The following is a 24,092-nucleotide window of genomic DNA, read 5'->3' as shown; positions in this document are numbered from 1 at the left end:
CCGTACGGTGGGCAGATGTCGGTAACGGTCGACACTTACGGAGGAGCGGGGAAATGCAGGACGCGCGAGCGGGGCAGGTCGCTGGGCCCGAGGACCTTGTGGATGTGGCCCGCCTGGTCACGGCGTACTACGCGCTGCACCCCGATCCGGCCGAGCCGGGGCAGCGGGTGGCCTTCGGCACCTCGGGACACCGGGGTTCGTCCCTCGCGGTGGCGTTCAACGAGGATCACATCGCGGCCACCAGCCAGGCCATCTGCGAGTACCGCGCCGCCCAGGGCACCGACGGCCCGCTCTTCCTCGGGGCCGACACCCATGCCCTGTCCGAGCCCGCGCGGGTCACGGCACTGGAGGTGTTCGCCGCCAACGACGTGACCGTCCTCATCGACCAGGCCGACGGCTACACGCCCACCCCGGCGGTCTCCCACGCCATCCTCGCCCACAACCGGAACCGCACGTCCGGCCTCGCCGACGGCGTGGTGGTCACGCCCTCGCACAATCCGCCGGCCGACGGCGGCTTCAAGTACAACCCGCCGAGCGGCGGCCCGGCCGGCTCCGAGGCGACGTCCTGGATCCAGGACCGTGCCAACGAGATCATCACCGGCGGCCTGAAGAACGTACGGCGCATGCCCTGGCCCCGCGCCCTCGCCGCACCCGGCACCGGCCGGTACGACTTCCTCGGCACCTATGTGGCCGACCTGCCGAACGTGCTCGACCTGGAGGCGATCCGGGCCGCCGGCGTGCGGATCGGCGCCGACCCGCTGGGGGGCGCCTCCGTCGCCTACTGGGGACGGATCGCCGAACAGCACCGGCTCGACCTGACCGTGGTGAACCCGCTCACCGACCCCACCTGGCGTTTCATGACGCTGGACTGGGACGGCAGGATCCGCATGGACTGCTCCTCGCCGTACGCCATGGCCTCGCTCATCGAGCAGCGCGACCGGTTCGACATCGCCACCGGCAACGACGCCGACGCCGACCGGCACGGCATCGTCACGCCGGACGGTGGCCTGATGAACCCCAACCACTATCTGGCCGTGGCGATCTCGTACCTGTTCTCGCACCGCGAGCAGTGGCCCGCGGACGCCGGGATCGGCAAGACCCTGGTGTCGTCCGGCATGATCGACCGGGTCGCGGCGGACGTCGGCCGGCAGCTGGTCGAGGTCCCGGTCGGCTTCAAGTGGTTCGTGGACGGCCTGTCCGACGCGACGCTCGGCTTCGGCGGCGAGGAGTCGGCGGGCGCGTCGTTCCTGCGCCGCGACGGCTCGGTGTGGACCACCGACAAGGACGGCATCACCCTGGCCCTGCTCGCCTCCGAGATCACGGCCGTCACCGGCAGGACGCCCTCGGAGCACTACGCGCGGCTCACCGAGCGCTTCGGCGCCCCCGCCTACGCGCGCGTCGACGCGCCGGCCTCCCGCGAGGAGAAGGCGCTGCTGGCGAAGTTGTCGCCGCGCCAGGTCACCGCCGACACCCTCGCCGGCGAGCCGGTGACCTCGGTGCTCACGGAGGCGCCCGGCAACGGAGCTGCCCTCGGCGGGGTCAAGGTCGCCACCGCCAACGCCTGGTTCGCGGCCCGTCCGTCGGGCACCGAGGACGTCTACAAGATCTACGCGGAGTCGTTCCTCGGCCCGGATCACCTGAGCCGGGTGCAGGAGGAGGCGAGGTCCACGGTGCTGGCGGCGCTGAACGCCTGAGCCGGACGCGCTCGCGCCCGCGATCGCGGCGCCGAACGCGACCGGGCGGCCACAGCTTCCCGCTGGGCCGCCCGGTCGACCGGATGCGTCCGAGCCGAACCTTTCGGGCGGGCTGAGCCGAAAAGCCCAGAGCCCCCGAAGCGCAGGTGTTACGCGTCCAGGGCGCCCGAGGAGGCGATCACGATCTTCGCGCGGGTGGTACCGGACTGCGAGCCCAGGGACTCGATCTTCTTGACCAGGTCCTGGCCCTCGACGACCTCGCCGAAGACCACGTGCTTGCCGTCCAGCCACGGCGTGAGCACCGTGGTGATGAAGAACTGCGAGCCGTTGCTGTTGGGGCCGGAGTTCGCCATGGACAGCAGGAACGGCTTGTCGTGCCTGAGCTTGAAGTTCTCGTCGTCGAACTTCGCGCCGTAGATGCTCTTGCCGCCGGTGCCGTCGCCCCGGGTGAAGTCGCCGCCCTGGAGCATGAACTCCGGGATGACACGGTGGAAGCCGGAGCCCTCGTACCCGTAGCCGTGCTGGCCGGTGGCCAGCTCACGGAAGTTCTGTGCCGTCTTGGGGACGACGTCGTCGTACAGCTTGAAGACGATCCGGCCCGAGGCCGTGCCGTCGATGGTGATGTCGAAGTAGACGTTGGTAGACATGGGGGAATCCTTTCATGTCGCCGGGTGCGGGCAGCGAACCGCCCTGGTTCACACGTCACAAAGACCGGATCGGCTCTTCCAGCACGCGGCGGGCGAGCCGGCCGGCCCGCAGCGTCTCGCCCTGCGGGTGGGGCGATCCGGTGCGGCGGGCCTCGGCCCGGGCTATGGCGGACAGGGCCTCGCCGATGTGCTGGCCGTCGCCGAACTGGAAGGCGAGCTGAGTCGTGTAGCACTCCGCCGCCGCGGTCTTGACCGGCAGGACCGTGTCGATGCCGACCGTCACCTCGCCGGTCCCCTCGCGCCCGCCGTGCCGGGATCCGGTGTCCGCCCGCGGAGTGCGGGCGGCGTACGGCAGGTCGCGCCACCAGCCTGTGCGCGGGGCGGGCGCGACGGCGGCGACCGCTCGGGCGGTCAGGAGGTGGTCGACGTGGTCGCCGACGCCCTGCGGGGCGAGCACGAGGTCCGCCGACCCGAGCGGGCCGCGAAGCGGCCGCGTAGCTCGTTGTCCGCCGTGTCGGCCGGGCGGGGAGGCCGGAACAGCTCCGGACTACGTGCGGGGTGTCCGCCGGTCGAGCGGTTCGCATGCCTCGGTTCGTCCGGGCAGCCGCGAACGGTTGTCCGCCACGAGGCGGTAGACGCCGAGCGCGACCCAACGCGCCGGCGGCAGCGTGAGGACCGCCCCCACGAGGCGCCACCCGGCGCCCGCGCTCAGCAGCAGCTTCGCCACGGCCCGGGTACCGCCGTGAACCGTTCCGTTCGGCGACACCCACAGCACCTCGTGCCGGGCACGCTCCTCGGGCACGCCGAACGCGGCGAGGTCGGCCCGCTGCCAGGGGACGGTCTCGCAGCGCGGACGTACGCGCCGCTCGATGACACGCACCGCCGTGGTGCAGAACCCGCAGTCCCCGTCGTAGACGAGCACAGCCGCACGCGACCTGTGCGACCTGCCCGACCTGTGCGACCCGCGCACCCTGCACGACCTAGAGATAGAAGACGCGGGCGACGAAGTAGGCCGCGACGATCACGGCGCCGAAGACGATCAGCCAGACCCAGACGCCGGGGTGCTCCCACACGCCTCCGTCCGCGCGTTCCTCGTGCGCTTCGGCGGTCGAGCCCTCGACGGGCGGCGTCTCCTCTGGGGGCACGCGCGGATCTGTCATGACTCCAGGCTCGTCCAGGACACCCGTGCGCGCATCCGCAGACGCGTGTCCGCCCCGCCGACCCGGGTCAGCGCCCGCGGCGCGACAGCCAGGCGGCGACGAGGGAGCCGGAGATGTTGTGCCAGACGGAGAAGACCGCGGCGGGCAGCGCGGCCAGCGGGCTGAAGTGGGCGGTGGCCAGGGAGGCCGCCAGCCCCGAGTTCTGCATGCCGACCTCGAAGGCCATGGCGCGGCTGGCCGGCTCGCCCATCCCGCTGAGCCGTCCCGCGCCGTAGCCCAGTGCCAGACCGAGGCCGTTGTGGAGCACGACGGCGACGAACACCAGCAGTGCCGCCGACTTGATGACGTCGGCGCTCCCGGCCACCACCACGGTCACGATCACGCCGATGGTCACGGCGGACAGCCAGGGCAGCACCGGCAGGGCCCGCTGGACATGACGGCCTGCCAGGAGCCGTACGGCCAGCCCCGCGAGGACCGGCAGCAGAACGGTCTTGAGGATGTCGCCGACCATGGAGCCGGCGTCGACGGGCAGGTACTCACCCGCCAGCAGCAGCGTCAGCGGCGGGGTGACCAGCGGTGCCACGAGCGTGGAGACGGTGGCCACCGAGACGGACAGCGCGACGTCGCCGCGCGCCAGGTACGTCACCACGTTGGAGGCGGTGCCGCTGGGGGCACAGCCGACGAGGATGACGCCAGCCGCGAGCTGCGGCGGGAGCTGCAGCAGGTGGGCGATGATCCAGCCCAGTCCCGGCATGATGACGTAGTGCGCGACCAGCCCGAGGGCCACCGCCCAGGGTCGTGCGGCGACACCGCGGAAGTCCTGCGGGGTCATCGTGATGCCCATGCAGAACATCACCACACCCAGGAGGTACGGCACCGACTCGCCCCAGCCGGCGAAGGTGTCCGGCAGCAGCAGGCCGATGGCGCCGGCGACGAGGACGAGTACGGGGAAGACGGTGACGGCGCGGCGGGCGGAGCGGTCGTCCGGGGTGGCGCCGTTGTCGTGGTGCTGAGGCTGTTCCTTACTCACCGTGCGAGACAACGCCTGGTCAGGGCCGTGACGCAAGGCTGTCTCGCGATGTGATCATCAGAGGGCGGGCGGGCGGGCGGGCGGGCGGGCGCGGCGCGCCCTCGTCCCGGCGCAGGTGGTCAGGCGACCGTTCTGCCGTGGACCGTGCGCCAGGCCATGTCCCGCAGCCGCTGAACCCGGGGCGAGCGGGGCAGAACGGCTTCCAGCCGGTCCCAGGCCCGGTGCAGCAGGGCGTCGGCCTCCTGGGCGCAGACCGTCGCGGCGCCGCAGTCGAGGAGCGCCGACCGCACGTCGGCGCGCTCCTGTTCGCTCGCCGTCGGGGTGCGGACGACGTCCCACAGGTCGCGGAGGCGGTCGGCGGGAAGCCGGGTGACGGCGTGTGCCAGCGGCATCGTCACCTTGCCGTTGCGCACGTCCTCGCCGACCTGCTTGGTGCTGTTGCCGTGGTGGGTGACACCGGTGAGGTCGGCGACGTCGTCGGTGATCTGGTAGGCGGTGCCGACCGCTTCACCGAAGGCGACGAGCGCCTGGCGCAGGTCCTCGCCCGCCCCCGTGAGCAGGGCGGCGAACTCGAACCCCGCCGCCGGCATGGCGCCCGACTTGAGCCGGTGCGACAGGCGGACCAGTTCCAGGACCTGGCGTGCGTCCCCGGTGGCCACCGCGTGCTCCATCTCCGTGTGGTGGCCCGTGATGTCGAGCGCCTGCCCGGCGTGTGCCGAGCGCAGGGCGGCCAGGAAGGCGTCCCGCAGGGCGCCGCCCAGGAGGGGATCGTCCGCCAGGGTCATCCTGATGGCACGGTCCATGGCGAAGTAGGCGTTCGTTCCCGCGTTGAGCGCAGTCGCCACACCGAAGACGCCGTGCGCGGTCGGCAGGCCGCGGCGCAGGGGCGAGTCGTCCTGCACGTCGTCGACCATCAGTGAGCCGGTGTGGGCCAGCTCCAGTGCGGCGCACATGGGTCCGTACCGCTCGCTGTCCCCGCCGAGCACCTCGATGGCCTCGGCCACCAGCCCGGGGCGCCACCGCCGGCCGCCCGCGTCCACGAGATGCCGTACCGGCTCGGCCAATGCCTGGTGGAGGCGTAGACCGATGCGGTCGCACACGTCGGCGCCGAGACCGGCCACGACCCCTGCGGGGATCCACGCCTCCGGATGCTGCGGCGTCGGCGCGTAGAGACACGCGAGGTGCTCCTCCAGGCGGGTTGCCATCTCCCGCTGCCACCTTTCCGTATCGGGTTCGCCGAGTCTGCCCGGTTCGTGGGTATGGGTGTCGGTGGCGGCCTGGCCGGTCGGGCATCCCTCGTTCACGTAGCGGTCAACGACGGATGACCGCCGGAGATACGCCGCACGCGGGGCGAAGTCCTCACTCCCGCAGAGGAACGTCATGAGACGGCGCGGGTGCCGCCGGGGCGCGGACCCGGCGATACCCACGGGTGCGCAGCGAGAAGAAGAGCAGTCCGGTGGCCGTGGTCAGGACGCACCACACGAGACCGCCGAGCAGGTACGTGTGGTCGTACGCGGTGTCGAAGGCGGCGGCGTAGGCGAGTTGGGAGGAGGTGTACATGGGCAGCAGCTCAAGTCCCGGCTGATCGGCCAGCGGGTTCATGCCCGGGTTCTGCAGGGCGGCGTCCATCAGGCTCAGCATGATGATCACGAAGAAGCCCTCCAGCTCTCCGCGCAGGAGTGTGCCCAGCATGATCCCGATGCCGCCGTAGGCCAGGTTCGCCATCAGGACGGCGAGCGCCAGCCGCCAGAACTGTTCCTGCCGAAAGGACAGGTGCAGCAGCAGGGCGGTGTAAAGGGCCAGGGCCCCGGAGACGGCGAGCAGGGAGACGACTCTGCCCGCCGTCAGGTGCCGCCGTGGATAGCCGGCGAGGACCAGGCGGCGGTCCAGGGGGCCGGACTGGAACGTCTCCATGAACATCATGAAGCCGACGATCACCGTCACCGCGTTGAGCGCGCAGTTCACCTGCGTGGCACGGTTGTTGTCGGCCGTGAGGTACCCGCCCGCCGGGTGGTTCTGGAAGTGCAGCCCGGCGTGGTACGCGGTCTCGCGCACCACGAGGATCCACAGCGGGATGAAGGTGACGGCCAGCACGAGGGCCAGCCGGTTGCGGACGTGTGCGGCCAGGGTGAAGCGCAGCGCCGTCGTGAATCCCGCTGCCCGCCTGCTCATGCGGTCGCTCCTCCCTCGTGCAGCACGCCGTCGCTCAGCCGGTGCACGGCGTCGAAGTGGTCCAGGTCGTGGATCAGATGGGAGACGACGACGATGGACTGGCCGCCGTCCCGCAGGGTGTGCGCGAGCCGCCAGAAGCGCTGATGCGTGTCCCAGTCGAAACCCTGGTACGGCTCGTCCAGTACGAGCAGCGGCGGATCGTGCATCAGGGCCAGGACGAGGTTGAGTTTCTGCTGCGTCCCGCCGGACAGGCTTCCGGCCCGGTCCGCCAGCCGGTCGGCGCAGCCGAGCGTGTCCAGCAGTGCGTGCGCCCGGCGGACGTGCGGCAGCCGGTAGGCGACCCGGAACAGCTGCAGGTGCTGGGCCACGCTCAACAGGGGATTCAGTACGGTCCGCTGGGGGCAGTAGCCCACCTCGCCCGCACGCCACACCTCACCGCGGCTCGCTCTCAGTTCGCCCACCACCACCCGCAGCAGGGTGCTCTTGCCCGCCCCGTTCTCGCCCACGATCCCGACCAGGGAGCCCGCGCGGACGGTCAGGTCGACGCCCCGCAGAACGGCGCGACTCCCGTAGGACCGGTGGACCCCGTCCAGCACCAGGCGCGGCTCCCGCTCCGCCGCAAACATGGACGCCTCTCCGTATCGACCTTCTCTCACGGCAGGGGCAACGAGCGGGACGACCGACGGACACCGCTCTGCATGGGTGCTAGCGGTGTGCGGCCAGGAACGGGAGGACGACGTCGGCCAGCTCGTCCGGCACCTCCTCCGCCAGGTCGTGCCCGGCGTCGAAGACGTGTCCGGTGACCTCGTGGGCCATGAGCCGCATCTGGGACTCGTTGCGGTCGCCGATGAACGCGGAGCCGCCGAGTGCCAGGACCGGGATGTCCAGTTTCTGCTGTGCGGCCCGCCGGTTCTGTTCGGCGTCGACGAGCATCGCCCGGTAGATCGAGAGCATCGCGCGGATGCCGCCCGGCATCGAGTAGCAGCGCACGTACTCGTCGACCGCGTCGGGGGTGGCGGTGTCGGGGTGGCTGCGCTCGAACTTGATCATGTAGGTGATCAGCTCGCGCTCGTGTCCGGCGATCAGCATCTCAGGGATGTCCGGCTGGAAGTAGAAGCCCAGATGCCACAGATGCATGCCGCTGGAGACGTTCTCGGGGGTGAGGGCGGTGTGGTCCTCGAAGCCGAAACCGGGGAACAGGGCCTCGGCGAACACGAGGGCGGTGACACGGTCGCGGTGGCGGGCGGCGAGCTGGTACCCGACCACCGCTCCCCAGTCCTCGCCCGCCACGGTGTAATTCGCGTGCCCGAGGTGGGCCATCAGCTCGGCGATGTCGTCGCTCATCGTCGCGGAGTCGTAGCCGTCCGCGGGCCGGGCGGAGTCGCCGAGACCGCGAAGGTCCGGCACCACGACGGTGTGGTGGGGCGTCAGCCGCGGGACGAGGTGGCGCCAGTGGTAGCCGGTCTTCGGCACCCCGTGCAGAAGCACCACGGCGGGGCCGGACCCGGCCGTGCGGTAGTGCAGGCTCGTGCCGTTGACGGCGGCCCGGCCCGTACGGAGGGGCGTTCCGGCATGGTCGAACATCATGTCTGGCACCTTTCTGTCGTACGTCGCGGTCAGTGGGTGCGCGGAGGGTCGACGAGCGTCACCAGGCGGCTCGGTCCGGTGCCCTGCGGGGCGGTCCGGGCAGCGGGACGGCCGGCGGGGCGCAGCGAGACGTTCTCCGGGTAGAGCCGGCCGAGGAGGGCGAGGACGACGAGATCGTCCTGGCCGGTGGCGTCCAGGGTGACGTCGCCCGCCCGCGCGCCCAGTTCGCGTGCCGTCGAGGCGCTGTCCGGGCCGACGGCCAGCGGCAGGGAGGTCTCGCGGGTGCCGAGGGCGAGTGTCGCGCGGATCTGCTCCTCCAGGACCTCGCGATCGGCGCCGGTGAGGACGGTGTGATCGATGACGCCCCGCAGCAGCGGCTCCGTGGCGGTGAGGAGCCCACGGGCGGTCAGGGTGGTGCCGGCAGTGGGAAAGGTGTTCCAGCGGCTGCCGTCGAGGGCGGGTGTGCTCGGGGCGGGTGCGAGGGGCATGACTGCTTCCTTCGTACGGGTTCCGGTGCCTTTTATGGATCGCTCGATACAGTTTGAGGGCGTGAAGAAGTCAGTCGAGGGCGGCCAGGGCGACCTCCACGAAGGGCTCGACGGCGTGGACGTCGGGGGTGATCTTCGAAGAGACCAGGAGTCCGTTGAGGAACGTCACGAGGAAGCCGGCCAGTGTGTACGGGTCGTGCCGCGCCGTGATCTCGCCCCGCTCCAGTGCGGTCCGCAACACCTCGGCCAGCGCGTCCCGGCTGGCGTCCTGCATGTCCCGGACGGTGCGCCGGGTCGCCGCGTCCTCCGGCAGGCGCTCGCACGCGGCATTGACGGCCAGGCAGCCCCGGCCGTCGTCCGTCACGGCGATCCGGACCCGCTCGACCAGCATCGTGCGGATGGCGGACCGGGCGTCGGCGCCCTCCTCCAGACTGCGCAGGGCGGCCGCCGCGAGGGTGCTGCGGTAGTGGTCGAGCGCCGCCCGGTACAGGCCCTCCTTGTCGCCGAACGCGGCATACAGGGAGCCCTGTCCGATCCCCAGGTGCTGGGTCAGATCGCGTACCGAGGTGGCCTCGTAGCCGCGCCGCCAGAACAGCTCCATGGCGCGGCTCACCGCCGCCTCGGTGTCGAACTCCCGGGTCCTTGCCATGGCTCCACCGTAATCGATCTGGATCGGTTGCTCAAGAAAGGGGGTGGTGGTCGTCCGCCCGTCCGTCAGGGCCCGGTCGTCGCGGCCGTGACGGCTTCGGGGTGGTCCTCGACGTACGCCCGCAGGACCGACTCGAAGCTGTCGTCGGGGCGGAGGCCGAGCGCCGTGGCGCGCGTGGGATCGAAGACGGCGGGCCAGGAGCCGACGATGGCCTCCACGGCGGGATCGGGCACGACGGTCACCAGGTCGGCGACGGAGTCACCCGCCACCCGGCGCAGTGTGTCCAGCATCTCGGCGACCGTGACCGTCAGGGCCGGCAGATTGACCGGAAGCCCGCCTGTGAACTCGCCGGGGCCGGTGCCGCGTTCGGCCTCGGCGATACGCAGGATGCCCTCCACGGTGCGCCGCGGCGAGGCAAGGGCGACCGGCAGGCGGGGATCGACGGGGCAGACGGCGGGCAGGCCGGAGAGGGGTTCACGGACGATGCCGGACAGGAAGCCGGAGGCGGCCGCGTTCGGCCTGCCCGACCGCACCGAGACGGTCATGAGACGCGCCACGCGTCCGTCGACGAAACCCCGGCGCGTGTATTCGGCGATCAGCTGCTCGCAGACGCGCTTCTGCGTCCCGTAGCTGGACTGCGGCGTGGGCAGCGTCGACTCGCTGACCACGGGCGGCAGCGGCAGCGCGGGGTCGGAGCCGTAGACCGCGATGCTGCTGGAGAACACCACCCGGGGCGTCGGCCCGCCGGTGGCCGACTGGGCGCGGGCGGCGTCCAGCAGCGCACGGGTGGTGTCCAGATTGGCGCTCATACCGAGGTCGAAGTCGCTCTCGCACTCGGCCGAGACGGCCGACGCCAGATGGATCAGCAGGTCCACGGGCTGCGCGAAGACGGTGTCGAGGCGCTCGCGCAGGTCGCCCTGGACGACCTCAACCAAGGGGTCGTGTGCCACCGGCGTCCCGGCCGGTACGAACCGGTCGGCGAGCACCAGCCGTTCGACGGGCGCACCGCACAGGGTCCGCCGCGTGCGCAGGGCGTCGGCGACCCGCCGTCCCAGAAAGCCGAAGCCGCCGGTGATGACGATCCTCATGGGCGTTCTCCCGTACTCGTGGCCGATCCCGGTCCCCCCGTCGATGCCCCGTCTCGGACGAGGTCGAACGACGGTTGGCCACCGAGGCCGGAGGGCGGCCCGCGCCGGGTACGGGAAACGGCTCCGTCCTCGGGGGAGGGCGGAGCCGTTTCTGCAGGATGTGGAAGGTGGGGTCAGGCGTGGCTGCGGCGACGGTTTCCGGTGAAGACCCGGTACAGGGCGAGGAGGATGATCGAGCCGACGATGGCGGCGATCCAGGTGGAGATGTCGAAGAAGCCGTCGATGGAGTCGACGCCGAAGAGGACCTTGCCGAGCCAGCCGCCGAGGAGACCGCCGGCGATACCGATGAGCATCGTGATGATGATGCCGCCCGGGTCCTTGCCGGGCATGAGCGCCTTGGCGATGAGGCCCGCGAGCAGACCGATGAGAATCCACGCGATGATGCCCATGATGAGTGTCTCCTACCTGGTCGTATAAAAGTCTTGTCAAGAAGCCGGGTGTTCCGCGCCGGCGTTTTCAAACCCGGCGTCGGCCGGCTGATCTTCGACGGCCGGCCGGGCGAATCGTCGCCGGCCCGGGAACAGGGGGCACGGGACCACCGTTGACCACGGCATGACTTCGGAGACTCGGCAGACACTCGGACGCATCGGCATCTGGAGCGGCGCCCTGCGCGGCTCGGGAACGGACGACGCCGGCAGGAGGGCGATCGCGGAGGCGGTCGCCGAACTCGAAGAGGTCGGGTACGGCACGCTGTGGCTGGGCGGCAACCCGTCACCCGACGACGCCGCGGCCGTCCTCGCCGCCACCCGTACGGTCACCGTCGCCACCGGCATCCTGAGCATCTGGGAGCACACGGCCGAGGAGGTGGCCGCGCGGATCGCGGCGCTGGACGCCGGCCAGCGTGAGCGGTTCGTCCTGGGCCTCGGCGTCAGCCACGGCCTGCTGGCGCCGCAGTACGCGAAACCGTACAGCGCGATGGTGGCCTACCTCGACGCCCTGGACGCCGCCACCGCGTCCTCGGGCGGCGGACGCCGGGTACTGGCGGCGCTCGGCCCGAAGATGCTGAAGCTGGCGGCCGACCGGGCCTCCGGAGCGCACCCGTATCTCGTCACCACCGAGCACACGGCGGAGGCACGCGAGGCGCTCGGCCCCGACGCGCTGCTCGCCCCGGAGGTCTCCGTCGTGCTCGACACCGACCTCGACCGGGCTCGTACCACCGCACGGAACATGCTGAGCCTGTACCTCAAGCTGCCCAACTACACCAACAACCTGCTGCGTCTGGGCTTCTCCGAGAGCGACTTCGAGGAGGGGGGCAGCGTCCGCCTGCTCGACGGCCTCTTCGCCCTCGGCGACGCCGAGCGCGTGCGGGCGCGGACCCGCGAGTACTTCGACGCCGGAGCCGACCACGTCGCTCTCCAGGTACTGACCGCCGAGGAGGGCGGCGCCGGCCTGCCGCGCCCCGAGTGGCGCGAACTGGCGGAGGTCTTCGCCGACGAGCTGTAGCGGGCGGAGGGGATCACCGGCCGCGGCGCGGGCCGACACGGCTCACTGGCCGGCCAGTCGCCGCTCCGTGGCCGCCAGGTACTCCCTCAGCGTCTGCCGGGACCGGACGAGCGTGTCGATCCGCTCGTCCAGTCCCGCGATGCGCGCCCGCAGCAGGTCCAGGGTCTCCGGACAGGGTTTCAGATCGGGGGCCGCGCCGGTGACGCACGGCTGGAGATACCCGATCTCCTGCGTCGACAGCCCGGCGTCGAGCAGCTTCCTGATCTGTGCCACCGTCAGCACGGCGTCGTCACCGAATTCGCGGTAGCCGTTGTCCCCGCGCTCGGGCACCAGCAGGCCCTGCGCCTCGTAGTACCGCAGCTGGTGCGGGTTCACCCCGGTCCGCCGGCTCAACTCCCCGATCAGCACCCGCGTCTCCCCTTGATTCCCGGCCCCTTGACCACTTGACCTTCATACCGGTGTGAACGTTGACGATTGTGCCACCGAAGAGAGAAGGAGCACATGATGCACACCGGCACACCCGTCACGGTTCTGGGTCTCGGACTGATGGGCGGCGCCCTCGCCGGGGCGTTCCTGCGCGCGGGGCACCCGACGACCGTGTGGAACCGCACGGCGTCCAGGGCGGACGACCTCGTCACCCGGGGCGCGACGCTCGCCGAGTCCCCCGCCGCCGCGATCGCGGCCGCCCCGCTCGTGGTGGTCTGCGTGTCGGACTACGACGCCGTCGCGGACGTCCTCGACGGACCGCTCGACGGCCGCGTCGTGGTGAACCTGACCTCGGGCACGCCCTCGCGTGCCCGGGCGCTCGCCGCGGAGGTGGCGCGCCGCGGCGGCGGCTACCTCGACGGCGGGATCATGGCCGTCCCCGAGGCCGTCGGCACGGCCGACGCGCTGCTCGCCTACAGCGGACCGCGACCGCTGTACGACGCCCACGAGCGGACGCTGGCCGGTCTCGGCACGGGCCTCCACCTCGGCGAGGAGCCCGGCCTCTCGGCCACGCACGAGATGGCCACGCTCGTCCTCATGTGGGGCATGCTCGACGGCTTCCTCAACGGCGCGGCGATCCTCGGTACGGCCGGTGTGTCCGCCACGGCGTACCTGCCCCTCGCGCAGACGGCCATCGGCTCGGTGGCCGGCTGGCTGCCGGGCTACGCGCGCCAGGTCGACGCCGGGGTCTACCCGGCCGACGACGGCACCGTCGACACCCACCTGGCGGCGATGGCGCACGTCGTCGAGGAGAGCGAGTCACTCGGTGTCAACGCCGAACTGCCGAAGCTCGTCAGGGCACTGGCCGAGCGAGCGGCGGCCGCCGGTCACGGTGCCGACGGATACGCGGCCCTGGTGGAGCAGTTCCGCACGCCATGAGCCGTACCGGCCTCGCACGGGTGGCCGACAGGGGCAGGTGACCTCGTGCCGGCCGGCGCCGGAGGCGGGTGAGGGCCGGGCCGGTTCCGCAACACGGAACTGAGCCCGGCCCTTGTGCGTATCAGTGGTGTCCGGCGCATCCCCGGCGGGGTCAGCCGTCCTGAGACGTCGTCCTCGGTTCTTCGCCGGTACGAGACCGCTGCGACTCGTCCTCCTCGTCCACGAGGTCGGCTTCGTCCGGCGGGTTGCTGCTCCACGCGACGGGCGGCGTCGGCGCCGTGATCGTCTGCGGATCATCGGAACCCGGGTGGACGCTCGGCTGGGAACCGGGGGTGTGGGACGTGGGCTTTTCGTCATTGGACTGTGTCATGGGGTGCGTGTTCCCACCGTTCCCCATCGAATGCCCCGCTCCTGCCCGGTTCCGTCAGGAGCCGGTCCTCGTGGGCGTCAGCGACGCGGAGCGCCGGTGCTGGTACTGGGACTGGTACAGGTCGCTCATGGCGCGCAGACGCCGCTGCACGGTGCCAGCCAGAGCGGGCCGCAGCCGAAATCGGTCCAGTTGCACCACTGCGGTCCCGAGTAGCACACCATGTCGCAGTGGCCGCTGCCCCCGCACCGGGAGTTGCAGTCCATGACCTCCCGCGCGCGCCGGGGAGCGGCGTCCTGCGTGCCGACGGGGCCGAGTGTGCCGAGGATGGCGTGGACCTCGTCATGGGAGAAGACGGCCAGAGCGGACCTCTCCAGGGACGCCGCGTCCGGTTGTCCCGCGCGCCCCGAGACGAGCCGTGCCACCGAGCGGGTCGCGTCGTCCAGTACGGCCGACTGCGCGGGTGACAGCCCGGGGTGCGTCCTGCGATGGTGCGCGAAGTGTGCCGCCCACAGATCACTGCGGGCCGGCACGGGCAGTGCGCCGTAGATGGCCCGCCGGTACTCGACGGGATGGGAGACGAACTCCGCGTAACCGACGGGCAGCCGGTCACGGTGGGCCTTCACCCATCGTGACGCCCTGCTGCCCGTGGCGTGGGCCACCGCCTGCGCGGGTGACGCCGCCAGGCCCCCGGTGACGAGGAACGTTCCGAGAGCCAGACCTGGTACGACCTTGAGGACACCTCGGCGGCTCGGCCGCCCCAGGCCCTCGATCTCCCGGAGTGCCTGGACGACCCGTAACGAGTCCACGGGCCCCAGCAGCCGTGCCAACCGGACGGAGAGCGCGGTTCCGGTCCAGGCGCGTACGTGGTCGCCGTCGACGGCCAGCAGGGTCGGGGCCCAGACGGGAGTTCCGCCCAGCGCGCGTTCGCGCAGGCCACGGATCCGCGGCTCGGTGAGCCCCGCCGTGGTGAGCCTCGCGCCCACGGATCCTCGGGTGCGCTCCGCCACTTCCTCGCAGAAACCGCAGTCGGCATCGAATGCCAGGATCCACTCGGTCATACGCTTCTCCTGTCGTCACACGCATGTCAGCTCCGGGCGAGTGCTGCCGGAGCCGAGAGGCTGCCAAGGCGCGTGGCGGCGGTCAAGCCTCGGCTGCCCGGTGTTCCGCCCCCGCACAGAGCTGTGACCTGCGCTTTCCAGCGGGCACGAGGTTGTCCGGAGCTTTGTCCGCAAGCCGGTCGGGGAACGGATCTCCGGCTCAGCACAGGCGCTGGACCGGTGTGCCCGGCAGATGCGTGCGCCACTCGTCCGCGCCGAGCGGCGGATCCGCCTTCTCGCAGATCTGCCGCGAGACGCGCCCCGGATCGAGCGTCCACATCAGGGCGTCGGAGTCCAGGCTGCCGGTGAGCAGGGTGTGGCCGCGGGCGGTGAAGGCGAGCGTGTCGACGGTGTCGCGATGGCCGGTCAGTGTCGCGTAGGGCTTCGGGACAGCGGCGCCGTCGAGGCTCCAGACCCGTACGGCATGGTCCGCTCCGGCCGAGGCCAGGAAGCGTCCGTCCGCGCTGTAGGCGACGGCGTGGACGGTGTTGACGTGCCCCGTCAGGGTACGCAGCGCCTTCGGACGGGCCCTGTCGCCGATGTCCCACAGCCGTACCGTGCGGTCCGCGGAGGCCGTGGCCAGCCGGCGTCCGTCAGGGCTGAGCGCGGCCGACTTCACCGCGTCCGTGTGCCCGCGCAGGATCGCCACGGGCCGCGGCCGGCGCGGGTCGGCGACGTCCCAGAGCCGCGCCGTGTGGTCGGCCGAGGCGGTGACCGCCAGACCCCCGCGCAGCACGGCGGAGTTGATGGCGTCGGTGTGACCGGTGAGCCTCGACAGGACGCGCGGGTGCCGTCGGTCGCCGACGTCCCACAGCCGGGCGGCACGGTCGGTACCACCGGTGAGCAGCACCTTGTCCCGGCCGCGGTCGAAGACGGCGATGTTGACCGCGTCCGTGTGGTCACGCAGCACGGCGGTGGCCCGCGGAGAGGCCGGATCGGTGACGTTCCACAGCCGTACGGTCCTGTCGGCGGAGGCGGAGGCCAGCACCGTACCCGTCCGGTCGAAGTCCACGCTGTTCACGGCTTCCCCGTGCCCGGCCAGGACCTCGCCGGCCCGGCGCCGACCGGAACCGGTGACCGGCCACAGGCGTACGGTGCGGTCGTAGCCGGCCGAGGCCGCCAGACCGCCGTCCGGACGGACGGCCACGCCGTACACGGAGTCGGTGTGTCCGGTGAACCACGGACCGGACAGGTCCCACAGCCGGGCGGTGCGGTCGTCGCTCGACGACGCGAGGAACCGTCCGTCGGGGCTGAAGTCGACCGAGACGACGGCATCGGTGTGACCCTCCAGGACCCTGGGTCCGCCCGGCACGCGTCCGTCCCGCACCCTCCACAGCAGGAGCGAGTGGTCGGCGCCCGCGGTGACGAGGCGGGTGCCGTCGGGACTGATCCGCACGGCCCGGACGGCGTCCGTGTGCCCGCGCAGGGCCGCGGTCCGCCGCGGGCGGCCCGGATCGCCGACGTCCCACAGCCGCACCGTCCGGTCCTGGCCCGCCGTCACCAGCAGATGTCCGACGGGTGCGAACGCGGCGGTGACGGGCCCGCCGGCCCGGGGCAGGACACTCAGCGTGCGCGGCCCGGCCGGCGCGGAGACGTCCCACAGCCGTACCGATCCCGTCCAGTCGGCTGTCGCGAGGATCCGGCCGCGCGGAGCGAACGCGGCAGCGATGACCGCGTCCTTGTGCCCCCGCAGCACGGCGAGGGGCCGCGTGGTGCTGCCGGCCGTCGCCGCGTCCCACAGGCGTACCGTGCGGTCGGTGCTGCCGGTCGCCAGCAGGTGGCCGTCGGCGGAGAAAGCGGCCGTGTTCACGTCGTTGCCGTGTCCCGGCAGTGTGGCGCGCAGGCGGGGCGCGGCCGGTCGTGTGACATCCCACAGCAGCGTCAGGTCGTCCCAGCCGGTGGTGGCCAGAGTGCGTCCGTCGGGGGCGAAGGCGGCGGAGGACACATTCGCGGTGTGCCCCCGCAGCGTGCTCACCCTGCGCGGACGGCGAGGGTCATGGGTCTCCCACAGGACGGACGTGCCGTCCCGGGACGCGGTCGCCGCCAGAGCGCCACCCGGCGCGAACACCATGGTGTTCACGTGGTCACGGTGGCCGGTCAGACGGGTCGCGTAGGGCTGGGCGAAGGCGCTGAGCAGACTGCTGCGGGCCTCGACCGTGGGCGCCAGCCGATGGGCGGCCAGGCTCAGCTGGACGGACAGCGCCGGGTCGGCCTGCCGTACCGCGGACGCCTGCGCCGCGACGCTCCGCGACAGCGCCAGATCCCGCTGGCGGCCGGCCTCCCGCTGGCCATGGGCGGCGAGCACCGCTGCGACCATGGCCAGTACAGCGAGCACGGTCACCGTGGCGGTCAAGGACCTCGCAACCCACCGGCGCCGCCGGTGGGCCGCGAGACCGGCGGTGAGGAAGGCCGTCTCCTGTTCGTTGAGCTGGCCGGGGTGTTCGCCCATCCAGGCGGTGGCCGTGCGCAGTTGGCTGCCGCGGTAGAGGGTGCTGCGGTCGCGTCCCGACTCGTGCCAGACGCCGGCCGCCTGCGTCAGGCGCCGGTGGGCCCGCAGGGCGTCCCGGTCGTCGACCAGCCAGCGCCGGAGGCGGGGCCAGGCGGCGATGACCGCTTCGTGCGCGACATCGACCGTGTCCTCGCCCAGCACCACCAGGCGGGCCCGGGCCAGTTCGTCGAGCAGCCGGTCGGTCTCGGCCGGGTTCGCGAGTCCGTGCAGCTCGGCACGGCGGATCCGGCGGCGGGTGTCGTCCGTTCCGTCACCGAGCACGGTCAGACGCAGGAACACCGCGCGCAGCAGCCGCTGCTGGGCCGGTGTGCCGCTCGCGTACACCTGCTCGGCGCTCTGCGCGACGGCTCCCCGTACGCCACCGCCGGCCTGGTAGTCGGCGAGCCGCAGTTGGTTCCCGGTGTGCCGCAGCCAGGTCTGCCGCAGGGCGTGGGCCAACAGCGCCAGAGCGCCGGGCTGTTCGGCGGTGTCCGTCCGGAGGGCCTCGGCCAGGGCGGGGTCGACGGTGCGGCCGGTGAGCCGGGCCGGACCGGCGATGACCGAGGTCAGCTCCTCGTCGCTCAGAGGGCCGACGGGCAGGTGGACGCCGTCACGCAGAGCGGCGACCAGACGGGGGTGTCTGCTGCAGTGGGCGTAGAAGTCGGCGCGGGTCACCAGGAGCAGGCGGACCCGGTCGTCGGCGGCTTGTGCGGTGTCGGCGAGCAGGGCCAGGAAGAGGTCACGCTCCTGCGGGGACGCCCCCATGGTGAACGCTTCCTCGAACTGGTCGACGACCAGCAGGACGCGGGACTGCGACGGGCGGCCGCTCGTCCAGTCGCTCAGGGCCAGGCGCAGGGCCTTGGGATCGGTCGCGAACGCGTCGCGCAGAGCCCCCTTGTCGGCGCCGGTCAGTGCGGCGACGGCAGCGGCGAGTCCGTCCAGGGGGCCGGCACCGGGGGTGAGGAGCATGTGCTGCCACGCGGTGCCGAGTCGGGGCAGCAGACCCGCGCGGACCAGTGAGGACTTGCCGCTGCCCGAGACGCCGAACAGGGCGATCACACCGGTCGGGCCGGACCCCGTCACGTGTCGTGTCAACTGCTCCACGAGGGCGTCACGGCCGAAGAAGTAACGGGCGTCCGCCGCCTCGAAGGAAGCCAGCCCGGGGTAGGGGCACTCCTGGGAGCCGGCCGCCTCTCGATTCCTCGGGTGCCCGGCCGAGGTGCCCGGCTCGACCAGCGCGGCCACCGCGCGCCAGCGCGCGGTCCACTCGTCCCGGTCACCGCCGCACGCCGTGGCCAGCGCCACGGCGGCCTCCAGGGTGGGCAGCCGGTTCCCCTGGGCGGCCTCGGCGAGGGTGCTCGGCGCGTAGTGGGCCCGCCGGGCCAGCACTCGGTAGCTGGGGGAGCCGGCCTCCGCGCGGAGCTGCCGCAGCTCCCAGGCGAAGCGCGCCACCGGACCCGACTCCGGATCCAGCGGCCGCTCGGGCCTGCCCGCCCTGCGCGCGCTCTCGTCCCCCATCAGCCGCCTCCACGATCGCCGGGAAAGGCCGGTCACGATCGCCGGGAAGAACCGGTCACGCCGTCCCACCGGGCCCCCGGATCATCACTCGGGCGGCATTCGGCGCACTGGGACGAACCGATGGCACCCGCGTCGTCCCGTAGGACGGCCGGGGGCCCACAACGGTTGTCCGGCATGGGCCACGACGACCGTCGGCGCCTCCGCGCGAGAACGAGTTCCGGCCAGGGCACCGCCGACCATGATCACGGTCACCGCGGTCATCGCAGACGCCACGTCGCCATGTCACCCCCCACGGCTCCGCGCCCCGCCGCGCCCACGGCTCCTCCCGTCGACAGCTGAGCGTCCCGTCGCGTCGACAGCTCCGCCCCCCGCCGCGTTGACACATGACCCGCATTTGACGATGCTCTCGGAGAGCGCTCTCCCGAGTCCTGGACGGGCGCGTGACGAGGGGGCTCCGTGACGCACGAGGAACTCACGCGACTGCTGGACAAGCTGGACCTGGACCAGAAGGTCCGTCTGCTCACAGGTACGACGAACTGGCGCACCGCGGACGAACCGGCCGTCGGACTGCGCGGCATGACGATGTCCGACGGGCCGGCCGGAGTGCGAGGGCCGACCTGGGACGAGACCGACACCTCCCTGCTGCTGCCCTGCGCCTCCGCGATCGGCGCGATGTGGGACGACGATCTGGTCGGGGAACTGGGATCCGTGCTCGCCGCGGAGGCGCGCCGCAAGGGCGTGGACGTCGTCCTGGCCCCCACCCTGAACCTCCACCGGTCACCCCTGGGCGGACGCCACTTCGAGTGCTTCTCCGAGGACCCGGAACTGACCGGCCGCACCGGCGCGGCCCTCGTCCGGGGCATCCAGGCACACGGCGCCGCCGCCACCGCCAAGCACTACGTGGCCAACGACTCCGAGACGGACCGGCTCACCGTCGACGTGAAGGTGGACGAACGCACGCTCCGCGAGGTCTACCTCGCACCCTTCGAAGCCGCCGTACGGGCGGGCGTATGGCTGGTCATGTCCGGTTACAACCGGGTCGACGGCGTCCCGCTGACGGAGAGCCCACTGCTCGCCCGGCCGCTCAAGGACGAATGGAACTTCGACGGTGTCGTCGTCTCCGACTGGGGCGCGGTGCGCTCCACCGAGGCGTCCGCCCGGGCCGCACAGGACCTCGTCATGCCCGGACCCGCCGGCCCCTGGGGCGACGCGCTGGTCAGGGCGGTCGAGGACGGACGGGTTCCGTCGGCCGTCGTCGACGACAAGGCGGGCCGCCTGCTGCGGCTCGCCGACCGGGTCGGCGCACTCCACCGCCCCACGACGCTCCCCACACCCCCGCGGCAGGAGGCCCGCGCCCTGCTGCGCCGGGCGGTGGCCGCCGGTTCGGTGCTGCTGGGCAACCGAGGCGTACTGCCGCTGGACCCGGCCACGCTGACCTCGGTCGCGGTGATCGGCGCGCACGCGGCGGAGCCCCGGGTCCAGGGCGGCGGCAGCGCCGCCGTCCACCCGCACCGCGTGACGACGCCGCTCGACGCCCTGCGCGCCGACCTCGCCGGCACCGCACGCGTCGTCCACGCTCCCGGCCCGGCCCTGACCGCGCCACCACCCCTGTCCGCACCGGCCTGCCGCGACCCGCACACCGGTCGCGGCGGAGTACGGCTGCGGGTGCTCGACGGCGACGGACGCGAACTGTACGCCGGACACCACCGGACCGGCCGCCGGCTCGAACCGCCCCTGCCGCCGGGCGCCCGCACGGTGGAGATCAGCGCCCTGCTGCACCCCGGGACCGGCGGAGAGTGGACCTTCGGCGTCGGCGGCTTCGGCAGGATGACACTCACGGTCGACGGACATCCCGTGGTCGACGGTGTGTTCCCGTGCGTGTCGGACGACCCGGCCGTGGTGCACGTCAGCCCGCCCTGCCACTACGGGACGGCCCGCCTGACCGCCGGCCGGCCCGTGCTGGTCCTGGCCCGCCGTGAACTCGCCGACGGCACCGGACGAGCCACCCTGGTGACCGCCGCCCCGCCCCGCCCGGACCCCGCCGCCGCGATCAGGGAGGCGGCCGAAGCCGCCCGGACGGCCGACGTGGCACTCGTGTTCGTGGGCACCACCCCGGACAGCGAGTCCGAGGGCCGCGACCGTACGACACTCGCGCTCCCCGGCCACCAGGACGCGCTCGTACGGGCGGTGACGGCCGCCAACCCGCGCACGGTGGTCGTGGTCAACTCCGGTGCCCCGGTGGAGATGCCGTGGCGCGCGGACGCCGCGGCCGTGCTGCTGACCTGGCTGCCGGGGCAGGAGGCGGGCAGTGGCCTGGCCGACGTGCTGTTCGGCCGGACCGAGCCGGGTGGCCGCCTGCCGACCACCTGGGGCACCTGCCTCGCGGACACGCCGGTCACCACGACCCGTCCCGAGGAAGGTGTACTCCGCTACGGCGAGGGCCTGCACATCGGACACCGTGCCTGGCTGCGCGCGGGACGCCGGCCCGCGTACTGGTTCGGACACGGCCTCGGCTACACGACCTGGGCCTACCGGGCCGCCGCCGTGTCCGCTCCCGCGCAAGGCGGCGTCCGTACCGTCTCCGTACGGGTCCGCAACACGGGGCGCCGGCGGGGCAGGGAAGTCGTCCAGGTCTACCTGGCCAGGCCCGCTTCGGCGGTGGAGCGGCCGTACCGCTGGCTGGCCGGCTACGCCGCGGTCGAGGCGGCACCGGGGGAGACGGCCACCGCGGTGGTCCGGATACCGGACCGCGCACTGCGCCACTGGTCGACGGAGGAGCGGGGCTGGCGTACCGAGCCGGGCGGCTACGAGGTGCACGTGGGTCCGTCGGCCGGGGAACTGCCCCTGACCGCGTCCGTCGAAGTGCCCGCGGAAGGGAGTCCGCGTGCTGCTGGAGAGCGTCTGCCGCGCGGCTGATCACGCCCCGGAGCACGCCGGTAGGGTACCGGCATGACCAGACGCGCCCCGAGACTCGAGGACGTCGCCCGGGAGGCGGGCGTCTCCCGCGCCACCGTCTCCCGGGTGGTCAACGGCATCCGCAACGTCGACCCCGCGATCCGGCAGGCGGTGCGGGACGCGATCGAACGGACCGGCTACGCCCCCAACAGCGCCGCCCGTGCCCTGGTGACCCGGCGCGCCCAGACCATCGCCCTGGTGGTCTCCGGAGCGGGGGACGACTCCGACGCCGAGCAGAACGCGTTCGCCGCGAGAGCGCTCGCCGATCCGTTCTTCGGCCGGGTGGTGAGCGGTGTCGTGGGTTTCCTGCGTCCGCGGTCGATGTACCCGGTGCTGATGTTCGCCGAGACCGCGACGGCACGCCAGGAGGTGGTGGCCTATCTGCGGCAGGGCAGCGCGGACGGCGCGCTGGTCTTCTCCACGCACGCGCAGGACCCGTTGCCCGCGAAGCTGGTCGCCGAACGGCTGCCGTGCGTGCTCTTCGCGCGGCCGGGCGTGCCGGTTCCCGTGACCTATGTGGACCTGGCGCACCGGGAAGGGGCACGGCTGGCCGCCGAACACCTGCTGGCGCGCGGCTGCCGGCGCCCGGCCACCGTCACGGGGCCGCTCGACCTGCCTGCCGCGCAGGACCGCCTGTCCGGGTTCCGGGAGACGATGGAACGCAACGGCCGTCCGTACGTGCCCGTCGCGGAGGGCGGGTTCACCGCCGACAGCGGGGCGTCGGCCCTCGTCCGTCTGCTGGACGAACACCCGGACATCGACGGGGTGTTCGCCGCCAACGACCTGATGGCCCGCGGTGTCTGCGACGCACTGCGGGAGCGGGGGCGCAGGGTCCCCGAGGACGTCGCGGTGATCGGCTTCGACGACTCCAGCGCGGCCCTCGCCCCGGGCCCGCCACTGACCACGGTGCGCCAGCCGCTGGAGGAGATGGCGGCCGACATGGCGCGCCTGCTCCAGGAGGAGATCGAGGGGACGCGCACCGAGCCCACCGCCGTGATCTTCGATCCCGAACTCGTCGTCCGCGCGTCGGCGTAGCGCCGTCCGCCCTTCAGAACCTCGGCCCCTTCGTCCCTTCATCCCTTCGCCCCCTCGGGCGTGCGGGCACCGGCGGACCCGGCCCGTCCCGCCGGGGCTGGAGACGGGACGGACCGGGGATCCGAGGGGGGGAGGGCGTCACGGCAGGCGGTAGTCCGCGTTCAGGGCGGCGCCGGCCTCCGGGTGGGTCTGGTCGTACCCGCGCGCGTCGCACTGCAGGCCGCCGACGATGCAGTGGTCGACCAGGGCTCTGAGCGTCGGTTCGTGCCACGCGTTGAAGAAGTCGTAGTGGAACGAGTGACCGCGCCCGCTCGCCAGCCTGACCTGGGACATGTCCCCGTCGACCGGGAACGCCATCTTGAACTCGATCATCGGCAGCGCCACCGGATGGCTCGCGGGACAGACATTGTCGTTCGTGCCGGGCTTCACCTGCGGATACGCCATGTGACTCTGGTGGTCGGGGGTGTCGAGATACCGGCCGTCCCAGCAACTGGGCGCCTGCATACGCAGGTTGAGCTGGGTGCCCGCCGGGCAGTTGGCCGGGAAGTCCACATTGCGGAAGCTGTCACCGCACTCCCAGCCCTCCACCCAGCCCTTGTGCGCCCGGAACTCCGCCGCGCTCTGCGTCGGGTTGCCCACGACGTAGCGGAGCCCCTTGGGGAACGGGCGGACGCTGGTGTAGTCGGTGACCCCCGCTTTGTAGTAGATGACCTGGGGGCCGGTCGGCAGGACCTTCGTGTCGTCCTTGAACAGCGATGGCATCCAGTACGCCGAGGCGTCACCGGGCGCCTTGCAGACCGTGTCGCCGCCGTACAGCGAGGCGGTGACGCTGTGGGCGTCGGTCGAGGTGTTGCCCATGAACGTGTGGTCGTGGGACCTGCCGGACTGCCCGGGGTAGACGATGGGGTCGTCGGGCGCGGTGTGGGTGACGGAGCAGTTGGCCTGGAACTCGTGGAAGTAGCGGGGCGTCGGCGTCCGGTCCGACGGTGTCACGCCGGTGACGGGCGGGTTCGCCGGAATGTAGCCGTCGCCGTCCGGGTCGTCGCCCGAGGCGCGGGTCGACGCGGCCATGGAATGACCGGAGTGCGGGGCCTGCGCCGCCACGGTGGTGGCCGCCGCGTCCGGGGCGGCGGCCGTGACGATCGAGCCCACGCCGAGGGCGGTCGCCGCCAGCGCCGTGCTGATGAGCAGTGCCGAGAACTTTCTCGTGCCTCTCATGCCTGTCGTGCCTCTCATGGAGAACCCC

23 protein-coding genes are annotated in these 24,092 nt (G+C 72.5%); 5 read left to right on the top strand and 18 right to left on the bottom strand.

The window, feature by feature from the left end; genetic code table 11:
- Window positions 1–53: 53 nt before the first annotated feature.
- Complete coding sequence (pgm, locus tag ACFYXC_RS20830) at window positions 54–1,694, top strand: phosphoglucomutase (alpha-D-glucose-1,6-bisphosphate-dependent) (protein WP_389553566.1); 1,641 nt, start codon at window positions 54–56, stop codon at window positions 1,692–1,694.
- Window positions 1,695–1,843: 149 nt separating this feature from the next.
- Here the strand turns inward: pgm and ACFYXC_RS20825 are convergent, their stop codons facing one another.
- The 13 genes from ACFYXC_RS20825 to ACFYXC_RS20765 all read right to left on the bottom strand — a co-directional run bounded on the left by ACFYXC_RS20825 (window position 1,844) and on the right by ACFYXC_RS20765 (window position 10,964).
- Entirely contained in the window at window positions 1,844–2,341 is a 498-nt protein-coding gene (locus ACFYXC_RS20825) for a peptidylprolyl isomerase (RefSeq protein ID WP_388919277.1), read from the bottom strand.
- Window positions 2,342–2,396: 55 nt separating this feature from the next.
- On the bottom strand, window positions 2,397–2,798 hold the full coding sequence (locus ACFYXC_RS20820) for a hypothetical protein (protein WP_389553565.1): 402 nt from the start codon (window positions 2,796–2,798) through the stop codon (window positions 2,397–2,399).
- A 90-nt stretch (window positions 2,799–2,888) separates the two neighbouring features.
- A complete protein-coding gene (locus ACFYXC_RS20815) occupies window positions 2,889–3,263 on the bottom strand; it encodes a thiol-disulfide oxidoreductase DCC family protein (protein WP_389553564.1) in 375 nt (124 codons plus the stop codon).
- Window positions 3,264–3,321: 58 nt separating this feature from the next.
- Window positions 3,322–3,501, bottom strand: coding sequence for a DUF6480 family protein (locus tag ACFYXC_RS20810; RefSeq protein WP_388919292.1), 180 nt, complete (start codon window positions 3,499–3,501; stop codon window positions 3,322–3,324).
- 67 nt (window positions 3,502–3,568) lie between these two features.
- Window positions 3,569–4,531: a bile acid:sodium symporter family protein gene (locus ACFYXC_RS20805; RefSeq protein WP_388919295.1), complete on the bottom strand. Its 963-nt coding sequence runs from the start codon at window positions 4,529–4,531 to the stop codon at window positions 3,569–3,571.
- A gap of 119 nt (window positions 4,532–4,650) precedes the next feature.
- Window positions 4,651–5,736 carry a polyprenyl synthetase family protein gene (locus ACFYXC_RS20800; protein ID WP_389553563.1) on the bottom strand — a complete coding sequence of 362 codons (1,086 nt, stop codon included), beginning with the start codon at window positions 5,734–5,736 and terminating at the stop codon, window positions 4,651–4,653.
- Between the two features lie 154 nt (window positions 5,737–5,890).
- A complete protein-coding gene (locus ACFYXC_RS20795; RefSeq protein ID WP_389553562.1) occupies window positions 5,891–6,703 on the bottom strand; it encodes a hypothetical protein in 813 nt (270 codons plus the stop codon).
- A complete protein-coding gene (locus ACFYXC_RS20790) occupies window positions 6,700–7,329 on the bottom strand; it encodes an ATP-binding cassette domain-containing protein (protein ID WP_389553561.1) in 630 nt (209 codons plus the stop codon). The genes ACFYXC_RS20795 and ACFYXC_RS20790 overlap by 4 nt, the downstream gene beginning before the upstream one ends.
- A 79-nt stretch (window positions 7,330–7,408) precedes the next feature.
- Complete coding sequence (locus ACFYXC_RS20785) at window positions 7,409–8,290, bottom strand: alpha/beta fold hydrolase (RefSeq protein WP_389553560.1); 882 nt, start codon at window positions 8,288–8,290, stop codon at window positions 7,409–7,411.
- Window positions 8,291–8,319: 29 nt separating this feature from the next.
- The gene (locus ACFYXC_RS20780; protein ID WP_389553559.1) at window positions 8,320–8,778 is read right to left on the bottom strand and encodes a hypothetical protein; all 459 of its coding nucleotides are present in this window, start codon (window positions 8,776–8,778) and stop codon (window positions 8,320–8,322) included.
- Window positions 8,779–8,848: 70 nt separating this feature from the next.
- Window positions 8,849–9,427, bottom strand: coding sequence for a TetR/AcrR family transcriptional regulator (locus tag ACFYXC_RS20775; RefSeq protein WP_388919308.1), 579 nt, complete (start codon window positions 9,425–9,427; stop codon window positions 8,849–8,851).
- A gap of 65 nt (window positions 9,428–9,492) precedes the next feature.
- Window positions 9,493–10,515, bottom strand: a complete 1,023-nt coding sequence (gene denD, locus ACFYXC_RS20770) for a D-erythronate dehydrogenase (RefSeq protein ID WP_389553558.1) — start codon at window positions 10,513–10,515, stop codon at window positions 9,493–9,495.
- A 173-nt stretch (window positions 10,516–10,688) separates the two neighbouring features.
- Window positions 10,689–10,964, bottom strand: a complete 276-nt coding sequence (locus ACFYXC_RS20765; RefSeq protein WP_389553557.1) for a GlsB/YeaQ/YmgE family stress response membrane protein — start codon at window positions 10,962–10,964, stop codon at window positions 10,689–10,691.
- Window positions 10,965–11,127: 163 nt separating this feature from the next.
- On the opposite strand from ACFYXC_RS20765, the gene ACFYXC_RS20760 reads away from it, so the two are divergent.
- Window positions 11,128–12,018 carry an LLM class F420-dependent oxidoreductase gene (locus ACFYXC_RS20760; protein WP_389553556.1) on the top strand — a complete coding sequence of 297 codons (891 nt, stop codon included), beginning with the start codon at window positions 11,128–11,130 and terminating at the stop codon, window positions 12,016–12,018.
- A gap of 42 nt (window positions 12,019–12,060) precedes the next feature.
- Here the strand turns inward: ACFYXC_RS20760 and ACFYXC_RS20755 are convergent, their stop codons facing one another.
- The gene (locus tag ACFYXC_RS20755) at window positions 12,061–12,426 is read right to left on the bottom strand and encodes a MerR family transcriptional regulator (protein ID WP_389553555.1); all 366 of its coding nucleotides are present in this window, start codon (window positions 12,424–12,426) and stop codon (window positions 12,061–12,063) included.
- 93 nt (window positions 12,427–12,519) lie between these two features.
- On the opposite strand from ACFYXC_RS20755, the gene ACFYXC_RS20750 reads away from it, so the two are divergent.
- Entirely contained in the window at window positions 12,520–13,383 is an 864-nt protein-coding gene (locus ACFYXC_RS20750) for an NAD(P)-dependent oxidoreductase (protein ID WP_389553554.1), read from the top strand.
- 151 nt (window positions 13,384–13,534) lie between these two features.
- On the opposite strand, the gene ACFYXC_RS20745 is transcribed toward ACFYXC_RS20750, so the two are convergent.
- The 3 genes from ACFYXC_RS20745 to ACFYXC_RS20735 form a co-directional block, all read right to left on the bottom strand.
- Window positions 13,535–13,753, bottom strand: a complete 219-nt coding sequence (locus ACFYXC_RS20745) for a hypothetical protein (RefSeq protein ID WP_388919323.1) — start codon at window positions 13,751–13,753, stop codon at window positions 13,535–13,537.
- A gap of 125 nt (window positions 13,754–13,878) precedes the next feature.
- Complete coding sequence (locus ACFYXC_RS20740; RefSeq protein ID WP_389553553.1) at window positions 13,879–14,811, bottom strand: bacteriocin fulvocin C-related protein; 933 nt, start codon at window positions 14,809–14,811, stop codon at window positions 13,879–13,881.
- A gap of 199 nt (window positions 14,812–15,010) precedes the next feature.
- Entirely contained in the window at window positions 15,011–18,856 is a 3,846-nt protein-coding gene (locus tag ACFYXC_RS20735; protein ID WP_389553552.1) for a hypothetical protein, read from the bottom strand.
- Window positions 18,857–19,312: 456 nt separating this feature from the next.
- Between ACFYXC_RS20735 and ACFYXC_RS20730 the strand changes: the two genes are divergently transcribed.
- Window positions 19,313–21,772, top strand: a complete 2,460-nt coding sequence (locus ACFYXC_RS20730) for a beta-glucosidase (RefSeq protein WP_389553551.1) — start codon at window positions 19,313–19,315, stop codon at window positions 21,770–21,772.
- 33 nt (window positions 21,773–21,805) lie between these two features.
- On the top strand, window positions 21,806–22,846 hold the full coding sequence (locus ACFYXC_RS20725; RefSeq protein ID WP_388919338.1) for a LacI family DNA-binding transcriptional regulator: 1,041 nt from the start codon (window positions 21,806–21,808) through the stop codon (window positions 22,844–22,846).
- Between the two features lie 138 nt (window positions 22,847–22,984).
- Here ACFYXC_RS20725 and ACFYXC_RS20720 read toward each other — a convergent pair whose 3' ends face one another.
- The gene (locus tag ACFYXC_RS20720; protein WP_389553550.1) at window positions 22,985–24,064 is read right to left on the bottom strand and encodes a DUF1996 domain-containing protein; all 1,080 of its coding nucleotides are present in this window, start codon (window positions 24,062–24,064) and stop codon (window positions 22,985–22,987) included.
- Window positions 24,065–24,092 lie beyond the last annotated feature (28 nt).

Origin of the sequence: Streptomyces sp. NPDC002701 (assembly GCF_042889045.1) — a bacterium.
In the GTDB taxonomy this organism is placed as follows: Bacteria; Actinomycetota; Actinomycetes; order Streptomycetales; family Streptomycetaceae; genus Streptomyces.
Note: the sequence above shows the minus strand (reverse complement) of the source record. Positions and strands in the feature narration are given on the sequence as shown.